An 11,340-nucleotide genomic window follows, 5' to 3' on the forward strand; every position below is an offset into this window, starting at 1 on the left:
TCGGGGCCGGCGGCGGTGCGGGAGCCGGCTGCGGGGCGGGGTTCGCGGCCGGGTGCGGGGCCGGGTGCGGGGCCGGCTGGGGGTTCGGTGCGGACGGCGTGTGGACCGTGGGCACGGACACCGTCCCGCCGCCGCCGACGGGCGCCGAGGGTGTGCCCTGGACGTAGCGGACGGTGACGTGGGTGCGCTGTGGCCGCTGCTTCACCACGACCGGGCGGCGCCGGTCCGGGCGGCTCGGGACAGCGGCCTTCGCGCCGGTCGGGGAGGTCGCGGGGACGGCCTGCGCCTGGGTGGCCTGCGCCTGGTCGGCCTGCGCCTGCTCGGCCTCGGCGGCGGTCCGGGCGGCGGCGCCGGCCAGCCAGCCGGTGGCGGAGAACGCGGCGATCGCGGTGGCCCCGGAGACGGCGGCGACGGCGATCCGGGAGCGGTGACGCTCGGTCGGGGTGTTCGGCATGGCGCCACCGTCGCCGGAGCCGCGGCAACGGCGCGTCATCCGACCGTTAAGTCCGGCTCATGGAGTCCCTTGAGGTGCCCTTGACGTTCTCGCGAGGCGGCCATATCCCGCATCGCCGCAGGGTCGGGGCATGAAGACCATTCCTGCTCTCGTCCTCGCGGCGGTCGTCTCCATCGGCCTCCTGGGCGGCGTGGCCGCCTACCAGCTCGCGTCGGGGCCCGCCGGGCCGAGCCCGTCCCCCTCCGCTGCGGCGGTCGCGCCGGTCGAGGCGGCGGCACCGCGCACCCACTCCCCGCGACCGAAGGTGCGGTGGGCGCCGTGCAAGCCGCCCGCCGTCCGTCACGGCAAGGCCTGTGTCACCGAGCAGGTGCGCACGGTGGTCGTGCCCGCCCCGGCCCCCGCTGCTCCGCGCAGCACCGGCACGCGGCCGGCAGCGGCCGCCCAGCCGGTGCGCGCCGACGGCGGCGAGGACGGCGCGGACCATGAGAAGGGCGAGGACCACGCCGAGCACGCCGACCACGAGGACGGCGACCACGCCGACGACCACGCCGACGAGGACAGCGACGACCACGGCGACGACCACGGCGAGGACCACGGCGACGACGATGGCGAGCACGAGGACGACTGAGCCCCCGAGGTCACTGGACCGCGCGTCAGTCCGTGACGAGCGGCAGGCGTACGACGACCCGGGTGCCGCCCTGCGGGGGAGAGCCGAGCCGCAGCTCGCCCCCGCAGCCCGCGGCGGTGCGCCGCGCGATGTCGAGCCCGAGCCCGGTGCTGCCCACCCGGTCGGTCCGCGGAGGAGCGACGCCGGGACCGCTGTCGGCGACCACCAGCAGGGCGCTCGCACCGTCGGTGTCGAGTCGCACCTCGAACGGCGTGCCGTCGGGGGTGTGGGCGAACACGTTGTCGATGAGCACGTCGACGAGGTCGGCGAGGTCGTCGCCGGCCACCGGGACCATCAGCGGCCGGTCGGGGAGCGCGACCGACATGAGGCGACCCTGGTCCTCGGCGAGCGCCGACCAGAACCCCACCCGGGCCCGCACCGCCGCCGTCGCGTCCCCGGCCGCCGCGAGGTCGGTGCGCACCGGCCGCCGAGCCTCCTTGACGATGGCGTCGATCGAGCGCTGCAGCACCCGGATGTGGTCGGCGAGCCGCGCCGCCAGCGCCGGGTCCTCGACGGCCTCGGCGTCCAGGCGCAGCGCGGTCACCGGTGTCCGCAACCGGTGGGAGAGGTCGCCGACGCTCGCCCGCTCGGCGGCGAGCAGCTCGACGGTGCGCTCGGCGAGACCGTTCAGCGCCCGGGCCAGCTCCTGGGTCTCCTCGGGCCCGGTCATCTCCGCTCGCGCGTGCAGGTCGCCCTCGCGCAGCTGGTGCGCGACGCCCGCGACCCGGCGCAGCGGCTCGCTCACGCGACGCCCCAGCCGGGAGGCGATGAACAGCGCGAGCGCCAGCAGCAGCGTGCCGAGGCCGATGATGCCGGCCCAGGCCGCGGCCACGCCCCGGTGCAGGTCCGCGGGGGTGACGCTGCTGCGGACCACTGCCGTGCCGGACTCGACGACCACCGGCAGCAGCACGCGGCCGCCGGCCGAGTCGACGACCTCGAAGCCCTCGCCCGCGGCAGCGCGGCGTACCTCCGGGTCGCGGCGCATCGCGGTGTCCGCGCCGAGCACCCGGCGGTCGGCGGTCAGGACGCTCGTCGAGGGCGTGCCGCGCTGGTCGAGGTCGGCGACCAGGCCCGAGAGCTGGGGGTCGTCGTGCAGGCTCGCCACCAGGATCGCGACGTTGCGGGCCTCCTGGTCGGCCGCGGCCATCGCGCGGTCCTCGGCGAGGGTGCGCACCAGCAGGCACAGCGGGATCACGAACGAGACCACCACGCTCGACGTGGTGGCCATCACCAGCCATGAGATCCGGCGGCGCATCGACGCGCTCAGCCCGCGTCCGGGTCGACGAGACGTACGCCGACCCCGCGGACGCTGATCAGGTAGCGCGGCTCGGCCGCCGTCTCGCCGAGCTTGCGACGCAGCCAGGACAGGTGGACGTCGATGCTGCGGTCTCCTCCGCCGTACGCCTGCTGCCACACCTCGGCGAGGATCTCGCGCTTGGTCATCACCTGGCCCTGCCGCTGGGCCAGCGCCAGCAGCAGGTCGAACTCGCGGCGCGCGAGCTCGAGGCGGCGACCGGCCAGCGTGGCGGTGCGCGCCCCTTCGTCGATCACCAGCTCTCCGATCCGGATCGGCTCGTGGGCCAACGCCCGGTCGCCGCGGCGCAGCACCGCGCGGATCCGGGCCTCGACCTGGTTGGTGCCGAACGGCTTGACGACGTAGTCGTCGGCGCCGCTGTCGAGCGCCTTGACCATCGTCGGGTCGTCGTCCTGGGCGGTGATCACGATGACCGGGACCGTGCTGGCGGCACGGATCATGCCGATCAGCGTCAGCCCGTCGACGTCGGGCAGCCCGAGGTCGAGCAGCACGGCCTGGGGACGGTCGGCGAGGATCCGCTCGAGGCCGGCCAGGCCGGTGGCCGCGGTCGCGACCGCGTGCCCGCGCTCGGTGAGGCCCCGGCGCACCGCGTCGCGGATGGCGTCGTCGTCTTCCACGACGAGGATGCTGGCCATGGCACAGAACGTACGCCGCGCGGACGGCCCGCCGCTGGGAGACTGGGCTCATGAACGTGCGCCGCACCGTGGTGGCCGCCCTCGCCTGGCTGGCCGTGGTCGCTGTCGGGTCGACGGTCGTGTGGGCGGTGATCTCCCGGGCCGGTGGCGGCATCGCCCCGACCGCCGATCCCGGAATGGTCACCACGTCCACGACCACGGGCCCGGTCGTGCCCGAGCCCTCGGCTCGCCGGCCGTCCGACTCGTCGTCCCGGCCACCGTCGCGATCGCCCTCCCGGACGCCGGACGGGTCGCCCAGCGGGTCACCCGACGGGTCGCCCGACGGGTCGCCGGACGGGTCTCCCCACGGCGGCGCCACGGGGCCGGCGGCCCCACCGGCGCCGACCGCCCAGCGTCGTACCTGGCAGGGCCCCGGCGGCCTGGTGATCGCCGAGTGCCGCGGCGCGGCCATCTCGGTGGTCTCCTACTCCGCCGACCCCGGCTTCCGCGTCGAGGTCGGCGACGGCGGGCCTGAGCACCTCGAGGTGCACTTCGAGGGCCAGGGCGAGGAGGGCCGCGAGACCGAGCTCAAGGCCGAGTGTGCCGCCGGGGTGCCGGAGTTCGACGTCGAGTCCCGGGACGACTGAGCGCGGTCGCTCGCTGTAACGCCCGTTTACCCTGCCTGCCGCCCCTGCTGCAACGCGGTCGGGGGAAGGGGTAACACGGCGTTACAGCGAGGCGGGCGCACCGGATCGGCTGGGTGTCCGACGCCGCGGCTAGGGTTCTCGGGTGCCTGATGCCCCGTCCACCACGACTCCCGTGGCCGACCTGCTCGGCACCGCGGTGGCGGCGCTGGGCGGTCAGGAGCGCGCCGGACAGGTGCGGATGGCTGAGGCCGTGGCCGACGCGATGGGCTCGGGGCGACACCTCGTCGTCCAGGCCGGCACCGGCACCGGCAAGTCGCTGGCCTACCTGGTGCCGAGCCTGCTGCACGACCAGAGGGTCGTGGTGGCCACCGCGACCCTCGCGCTCCAGCACCAGCTCGTCGAGCGCGACCTGCCGCGGCTCGTCGAGGCGGTCAAGGACGCCCCCGGCAAGCTCGACACGAGCTACGCCGTGCTCAAGGGCCGCTCCAACTACGCCTGCCTCCACCGCATCCGCGAGGGTGTCCCCGACGACCAGGGCGCCCTCGACGTCGAGCTCCCGACAGGCTCCCTGGGCAAGAAGATCCTCGAGCTGCGGGCCTGGGCCGAGGAGGAGGCCGAGGGCGGCGGCACCGGCGAGCGCGACAACGCGCCGCGCCACACCGACCGCGAGTGGCGCCAGGTCAGCGTCAACCACCGCGAGTGCCTCGGCGCGGCCAAGTGCCCCTTCGGCCAGGAGTGCTTCGCCGAGCTGGCCAAGGAGAAGGCCCACCGATCCCACCTGGTGATCACCAACCACTCCCTGCTCGCGATCGACGCGATCGAGGGCGTGCCGATGATCCCGGAGTACGACGTCGTGGTGATCGACGAGGCACACGAGCTCACCACGCGGGTGACGCAGGCCGCGACCGACGAGCTGTGGGCGGCCGAGGTCGAGCGCGCGGCCCGGCGCAGCCAGCGCCATGTGGAGGGTGACCAGGCGAATGACCTGGCCGACGCGGCCGACGCGCTGCGCGACGCCATCAACGAGGCGCGCCCGGGGCGGTTCGAGCGGGTGCCCGAGCAGCTCTCCGACGCGCTGGTGCTGGTCCGCGACGCCGCGCGGGCCTGCGTGTCCGCCTTCCCCAAGGCCGAGCCCGGCGAGGCCGGTGACGCCGACGCGGGCCGCACCCAGGCCAAGGGAGCGGTGCAGGAGCTGTTCGCCACCGCCGACCGGATGGCCGCCCAGTCCGACGCCGACGTGCTGTGGCTGACCGAGGGCAGCGAGCGGATGCCGCCGCGCCTGTGCGTCGCGCCGCTCCAGGTCTGGGGCCCGATGCGCGACAAGCTGCTGACCGACAAGACCGTGGTGTTCACCTCCGCCACGCTGATGCTCGGCGGCGACTTCTCCTCGGTCGCGACCAGCGTCGGGCTCAAGCCGTCCGAGCGCCTCGTCGACGGCGACCCGGTCACCGAGCCGTCGGTCTCCGACCACGCTCTCCCGTGGCGCGGCCTCGACGTCGGCAGCCCGTTCGACTACGGCCGCCAGGCGATCCTGTACGTCGCCCGCCACCTGCCGCCGCCGGGCCGCGACGGGCTGGTCAAGGCCCAGCTCGACGAGATCGTCGAGCTCGTCGACGCCGCGGAGGGCCGGGCGCTCGGGCTGTTCTCGAGCAGGCGAGCCGCCGAGGCCGCGGCGGAGGTGGTCCGGGAGCGGCTGCCCCACCTCACCACGCTGGCCCAGGGCGACGCGCAGCTGCCCGAGCTGGCCGCGCAGTTCGTCGGCGACCCGCACACCTGCCTGTTCGGCACGCTCAGCCTCTGGCAGGGCCTCGACGTGCCGGGGGACACCTGCCAGCTCGTGCTCATCGACCGGATCCCGTTCCCGCGGCCCGACGACCCGCTGCTCAGCGCCCGCCAGAAGGCCGCCGACCAGGCCGGCGGCAACGGCTTCATGCAGGTCGCGGCCACCCACGCGGCCCTGCTGCTCGCGCAGGGCGCCGGCCGGTTGATCCGCAGTCACGCCGACCGGGGCGTGGTGGCGATCCTCGACCCGCGGCTGGCGACCGCGCGGTACGGCGGCTTCCTCAAGGCCAGCCTTCCGCCGATGTGGACGACCACCGACCCAGCCGTCGCCCGTCAGGCGCTGACCCGCCTCGCGGCCAGCGCCGGCGACTAGCGCCGGCGACTAGCGCAGGGCCGGGACTACCTCAGCGGACGGCCTTCACGCGCACCGCGACCGGGCGGCCGTCGTCCAGCGAGCTGCCCTGGCAGGTGAAGTCGCCCCCGCTCCAGCACTTGTAGCGGGCGCTGGCGTTGACGAGCGTGACCTCGACGTACTTCACCGCCGACGAGCCGAACGGGACCGTGCGGGCTCCCGCGCCACTCGAGCTGAGCGTCAGGGGCAGCACCTGGGGCAGGCCGGTCTTGCGATAGACGGTGACGACCGCGGCCGGACCGGTCGCCTTGTCCGCCAGGTCGACGGAGACCTTGAGCTTCCAGCTCTTGGCGCTGAGGCCGGAGCCCGGCATGAATCGCGCAGTGGCGCTCGTCAGGTGGGGGAGCCGACCGCTCGCCGCGCCGGACCTCTTCGCGTTCGAGAGTCGGACCGTGGTCGCCGGCCCGACGCTGGGGTACTTGTTCGCGGCTCCCTCCTGGTACCAGAGGGCGGGGGCACGGTTGGCGGTCGAGAACATCGAGAACGCCTCCGGCAGGCTGACGCCGGCCTGGGAGAGGACCCGGCTCACGGCCTGCAGCGAGTAGTCGTCCGGGCCTGCGGCACTGCCATCGGCGCGACGCCAGATGTCGCGCACCAGCGTGGGCATCCCGCCCTCGGCGGCGTCGAGCTGCTCGGTGAGGAACCGGAAGAAGATCCAGGTGCCGTACTGCGCGCCGGCGTCGTTGAACGTGTCGAGCGGCTGGCCGGGTTTGGCCAGCGGGCTCTCGGGGAGGTACTGCAGGTTGTCGTTCACGTCGGGGAACAGCTCGTCCTCGGCCCAGGTGGCGGTGGCCTCCATCAGCCACCGGTCCTCGAAGAAGTCGTAGGCGAACTGCACCGCGTGGAAGTACTCGTGGGCCGCGGTCACCTGGAGGCTCTCCAGGGGGCTACGCGGGAACCCGACGAAGTCGTTGTCGAGCACGCAGTAGGCCCACTGGTCGTAGGGCCCGCTGGCCGGCGGGTTGGGCGCGTCGCTGGTGCAGTAGCCGTAGAGCCCGTCGTCGTGGACGTCCTCGAGGTAGATGTCGGTCTTGGCGTTGCCCCCGGCCGTGCCGTCGGCCTTGGGTGCGCGGTAACCGGCGGCGACGTAGGTGTCGTGCACGCCGTCGACGGTCGCGATGACCTGGGCGACGTAGTCGGGGGTGGCGGCATCCGGCCCCGAGGTCAGCCAGTGGTAGCAGTTGTCGGCCGTGCACTGGGTCTGCCAGGGGCCAGGGGTCTCGTCGTCGGGACGCGCCAGCAGCCGGTCGGCCGCGGCGCGGTCGGCCCCGGTCAGCGCGGGCCGGGAGAGCCAGAGGTCGCGCAGCGCCATGGTCGCGTCGCCGCGCTGCCGGCCGGACAGCACGGCTCGCGCCTCGGCCAGCGCCGCGCGCGCCTGGGCGGTCGAGGAGGAGACCTTCGCCGGCGGGTCGCTCGGTCGAGCGGGCGCCGACGCGGCGGTGACCCCGCCGGAGAGACCACCGGTGATCAGGACGGCGAGGACGGCTGGGACGGCGAGGGCGGGTCGGAGGTGCACACGTACAGCCAACCGCGCGGACGCTGGGGTCCGCATGACCCGTTCGGGCTATCGGACCGCGATCGCCCGCATGCGCAGCGGCAGGTCGTCGTCCTGGGAGCGGCCGCGGCAGGAGAACCCGGTGTCGGCGGGCCGCCAGCAGCGGTAGGCCGTCCCGGCGTTGGCGAGCGTCACCTCGACGAAGCGCACGTCGCGACCGAAGGCCACGCGCGCGGAGGCGTCGCCGCGGCGCGTGAGCCCGACCGGCGTGGTCTCCGGGCGTCCGGAGGTCCGGTAGACGGTCGCCACCGCGCCGGACCCGCGCCCGACGGCGGGCAGGTCCAGGCGCAGCCGGAGGTGGCGGGCGGTGCTGTCGGTGGCGCGCACGACCCGGTAGGTCGCGCTCGCCAGGTGGTCGACCCGGGTGGTCGTCCAGCCGCTGTCGGGCCGGTCGGCGGTGAGCCGGAGGCGACCGGCGGGTGCGGCGCCCGGGTAGTGGTTGGCCGCGCCCTCGTCGTACGACGTGCCGGGGCGGCGGTTCGCGTCGGCGAAGGCCGCCCACACCGCGCGCAGGCTGGTGTGGTGCTCGGCGAGGACGTGGGCGACCGCGGAGATCGAGTAGTCGCGGGCGGCCCGCTCCCACAGCTCGCGCACCAGCGTCGGCAGGCCAGCGGATCGGGCGTCGAAGGTCTCGGTGAGGTAGCGGAAGAAGATCCAGTCGCCGTACTGGCGCATGCCGAAGGGCTGGAAGTGGTCCATCGACTTCGCCGGCTGGGTCAGCGGGCTCTCGGAGAGGTACTGGATGTTGTCGTCGACGTCGTCGTAGAGCTCGTCCTCGGCCCAGGTGGCGGTCGCCTCCATGAACCAGCCGTCCTCGTCGTAGTCGTAGGCGAACTGCACGGCGTGGAAGAGCTCGTGCGCCGCGGTGACCTCGAGGTTCTGCTGCGGCGTGTGGGTCGGGAACTCCCGGTAGTCGTTGTCGAAGGCGCAGTAGGCCCACGCGTCGCGCGCCCCGCCGGTCGTCCGCGGCTCGTCGGAGTCGCAGTAGCCGTAGAGCCCGCGACCGCCGAGGTCCTGCAGGTAGATGTCCAGCAGGCCGTTGCCGCCGCGCAGGCCGTCGGCCTCGGGCGCGCGGTAGCCGGCGGCGGCGTAGGTCTCGAGCACGTGCTCGGCGACCGAGGCGACCTGGGCGGCGTACGCCGACGTGGCCTTGCCGGTGCCGGTGGTCGACCAGTGCACGCACACGAGGGTGAAGCACTTCGAGGTGGAGGTCGTCGGCCGGATCAGCAGCCGATCGGCGCTCGCGCGGTCGTCCGCGGAGAGCTCGTCGCGGTGCTGGCGCAGGTCGCGCAGGCTCAGCGTCACGTCACGATCGGTCTCACCCGCGAGCGCGGCCTGCGCCCCGGCCAGCGCCCCGGCCAGCGCACGTGCCGCCGCCGGCCTGCTCTCGGGAGCTCCCTGTGCCGGCACCTGTCCCCACAGCGAGACGACGACCGCGGCGACCGCGGCCAGGACCGGAGCAGGACGCAGACGCACCCGTCCACCCAACCAGACATCACCGCCGATCCTGGGAGCTGGGCCGTAGGTCGATCAGCGGCGCTGCAGCAGGTCGCGCCCGTCGTACCCGCCCTTCGGGGCGCCCGCGCCGAAGAATGCCGCGACCGTGGGGGCGACGTCGATGGTGCGCGCGACCCGTGAGGACGCCGTCCCCCGGGGGACGGCCGGGTGGCCGCCGCCGATGAAGAACGGGATCGACCGGGTGGCGGGGTGGCCGTGGTTGCCGGGGATCGGGTTGGCGAACAGGTCGGGGTCGCTGAAGCGCCAGCCCGCTTGGCAGAACACCACGACGTCACCGGCCTCGGGGCCGAGCCGCAGCCACGGCGCCGTGCGGGGGTACGCCGCCAGCACGCCCTTCTGGGCACGGGCGATCTCGCGCATCCGATCGATCGCCTCGGCGCGCTGCTCCTGCGGACCGGTCCAGTACAGGAGGTCGGCGCCGCCGTTGTCGGCGATCTGGACGTTGCCGGCCAGCAGCGGATCGGCGCCGAGCGGCCCGCTGAGGCTGATCACCTTGTCGGGCGTCGACCAGTCCATCGAGTGGTCGGCGAGCACGATCACCAGCGAGTGCTCCCAGACCCCCTGTGCCTTCAGCGCGTCGAGGAACCGCTGCACCTGCACGTCGGTGTCGGCGAGCGCGAGTCGGCGCGCGAGTCGCAGCGTGGTGCCGGTGAGGTCGGCGTGCCCGAACCGGTCGATGTCGCCGAGGTTGACGAACATCAGGTTCGGGTCGAGCTCCTCGAGCATCGTGATCGCCGCGTCGATCGTGAACACGTCGGGAGCGTGGTCGGTGATCGGCAGCGTCGGGCTCGGCTCCCAGCGGTGGGTGGCCCGACCGCCGAAGACGCCGTACAGGTAGGTCTTGCTCAGCACCGTGCCGGTGGTGTGACCGCGCCGGTTGAGCCGGCCGATCAGCGTGTCGCACCGGATGTCGGAGGGCCGGTCCATGTCGCGGACCTCGCCCAGCTCGCGGTCGTAGACGGCGTTGGCGGGCACGCCGGTGCGGTCGGGCCGCAGCCCGGTCATCATCATCACGTGGTTGGGGATGGTCTCCATCACCGGCATCGAGGAGGCCTGCGGGAACCGCAGCCCGCCGTCGCGCAGCGCCGCGAGGTGGGGGGTCAGCCCGGAGTCGATCTCGTCGGGCCGGCAGCCGTCGATGACCAGCACGTAGGCCCGCTTGCGGCCGCGCCCGGCCGCGGCGCGAGCCGGGGCTCCTGCGACGGTGGAGAACACCAGGCCGGCGGCGCCGGCCTGGAGGAACGTACGCCGGTCGGCGTGCAGCGGCCCGCTCACACCGGCTCCCCGACCTGCTCGACCCGGCCGGTGCCGGTTTTGGTCGCGTACGACACCGACCAGGTGATCGGCGTGTCCCGGTCGGCGCGGTCGCCGAGGACGTACCAGTCCATCTGGGCCCGGGTGGCGGTGACGTCGAGCACGGAGAACCCGTGGCTGTCGAAGTCGAGGTACTTCACGTGCCGGTTGGCGGTCTTGATGATGCCCTCCACGACGGTGCTGGTGGAGCGCGGCGGCGTGCCGGTGATGTCCTTGAGGTTGTTGGAGGTCACCGAGGAGCACACGAACTCCACGCCGGCGGAGTCGCCCACGGGATAGGTGGAGGCGTCGTACGGCAGCTCGCACGCCCATCCGGAGTGGATGTCGCCGGTGACGAACAGGGCGTCGGTGACCTGGTGGTCGCGGATGTGCTGCAGCACCTCGCGCCGGTCGTGGGTGTAGCCGTCCCACTGGTCGACGTTGTAGGGGACGCCGTCGCGCGGGAGCAGTCCCGTGACGTCGTTGACGGGGTCGACCAGGTCGTGGGGCAGGCCGGCGAAGGTGACGGGCGCGATCATCACCGGGTTGCCGACGATCTTCCACTGCGCCCGGCCGCGCGACAGGGAGCTCTTGAGCCAGTCGAGCTGCTGGCGCCCGAGGATCGTCCGGTCGGGGTCGCTCACCTCGCCGCTGGGCACGGTCGCCTGTGCGTCGCGGTAGCTGCGCAGGTCGAGCATGCTGATCTCGGCCAGCCGACCGAACCGCAGCCGGCGGAACAGCCGATCGCCGTCACCGAGCCGGGCGGTGCCGTCCATCCGCACCGGCATCCACTCGTCGTAGGCCCGGTGGGCCCGGGCGCGGCGCAGCCGGAAGTCGCCCTCGCCGAGGTCGGTGTTGTGGTTCTCGGCGCCGTCCTGGTAGGCGTCGTTGGCGACCTCGTGGTCGTCCCAGGTGACGATCCAGGGGTACTTCGCGTGCAGCGCCTGCAGGTCGGGGTCCTGCTTGTACTGCGCGTGCCGCTGGCGGTAGTCGGCCAGCGAGACCATCTCGTGGGCCGGCACGTGGGGGCGGATGTCCACGTCGTCGATGCCGTAGCCGTACTGCCCGGGGCCGTACTCGTAG

The 11,340-nt window shown here is 74.0% G+C and carries 10 protein-coding genes; 3 read left to right on the top strand and 7 right to left on the bottom strand.

Going from position 1 to position 11,340, the window contains the following annotated elements; translation table 11 throughout:
- Window positions 1–454 (bottom strand): hypothetical protein (locus Q0L15_RS04235; RefSeq protein ID WP_296602469.1); only part of this gene is annotated, 454 nt, incomplete at its 3' end.
- A 130-nt stretch (window positions 455–584) separates the two neighbouring features.
- Here Q0L15_RS04235 and Q0L15_RS04240 point away from each other — a divergent pair.
- Window positions 585–1,082, top strand: coding sequence for a hypothetical protein (locus tag Q0L15_RS04240; protein WP_296602470.1), 498 nt, complete (start codon window positions 585–587; stop codon window positions 1,080–1,082).
- A 25-nt stretch (window positions 1,083–1,107) separates the two neighbouring features.
- On the opposite strand, the gene Q0L15_RS04245 is transcribed toward Q0L15_RS04240, so the two are convergent.
- Together Q0L15_RS04245 and Q0L15_RS04250 are read right to left on the bottom strand one after the other, a co-directional pair.
- The gene (locus tag Q0L15_RS04245; protein ID WP_296602471.1) at window positions 1,108–2,349 is read right to left on the bottom strand and encodes a HAMP domain-containing sensor histidine kinase; all 1,242 of its coding nucleotides are present in this window, start codon (window positions 2,347–2,349) and stop codon (window positions 1,108–1,110) included.
- Between the two features lie 35 nt (window positions 2,350–2,384).
- Entirely contained in the window at window positions 2,385–3,071 is a 687-nt protein-coding gene (locus tag Q0L15_RS04250) for a response regulator transcription factor (protein WP_296602472.1), read from the bottom strand.
- A gap of 50 nt (window positions 3,072–3,121) precedes the next feature.
- On the opposite strand from Q0L15_RS04250, the gene Q0L15_RS04255 reads away from it, so the two are divergent.
- Both Q0L15_RS04255 and Q0L15_RS04260 read left to right on the top strand, forming a co-directional pair.
- Complete coding sequence (locus Q0L15_RS04255; protein ID WP_296602473.1) at window positions 3,122–3,697, top strand: hypothetical protein; 576 nt, start codon at window positions 3,122–3,124, stop codon at window positions 3,695–3,697.
- Window positions 3,698–3,935: 238 nt separating this feature from the next.
- Window positions 3,936–5,852, top strand: a complete 1,917-nt coding sequence (locus tag Q0L15_RS04260; RefSeq protein ID WP_296602482.1) for an ATP-dependent DNA helicase — start codon at window positions 3,936–3,938, stop codon at window positions 5,850–5,852.
- 31 nt (window positions 5,853–5,883) lie between these two features.
- Here the strand turns inward: Q0L15_RS04260 and Q0L15_RS04265 are convergent, their stop codons facing one another.
- The 4 genes from Q0L15_RS04265 to Q0L15_RS04280 form a co-directional block, all read right to left on the bottom strand.
- The gene (locus Q0L15_RS04265) at window positions 5,884–7,407 is read right to left on the bottom strand and encodes an MXAN_6640 family putative metalloprotease (RefSeq protein ID WP_296602475.1); all 1,524 of its coding nucleotides are present in this window, start codon (window positions 7,405–7,407) and stop codon (window positions 5,884–5,886) included.
- Between the two features lie 48 nt (window positions 7,408–7,455).
- On the bottom strand, window positions 7,456–8,922 hold the full coding sequence (locus Q0L15_RS04270) for an MXAN_6640 family putative metalloprotease (protein WP_296602477.1): 1,467 nt from the start codon (window positions 8,920–8,922) through the stop codon (window positions 7,456–7,458).
- A 54-nt stretch (window positions 8,923–8,976) separates the two neighbouring features.
- Window positions 8,977–10,239 carry an alkaline phosphatase family protein gene (locus Q0L15_RS04275; RefSeq protein WP_296602479.1) on the bottom strand — a complete coding sequence of 421 codons (1,263 nt, stop codon included), beginning with the start codon at window positions 10,237–10,239 and terminating at the stop codon, window positions 8,977–8,979.
- Window positions 10,236–11,340: alkaline phosphatase D family protein (locus Q0L15_RS04280; protein WP_296602481.1), on the bottom strand; the 1,105-nt coding region annotated here is incomplete at its 5' end. The genes Q0L15_RS04280 and Q0L15_RS04275, both read right to left, overlap by 4 nt.

This window comes from Nocardioides sp. (assembly GCF_024509035.1).
GTDB lineage: Bacteria > Actinomycetota > Actinomycetes > Propionibacteriales > Nocardioidaceae > Nocardioides.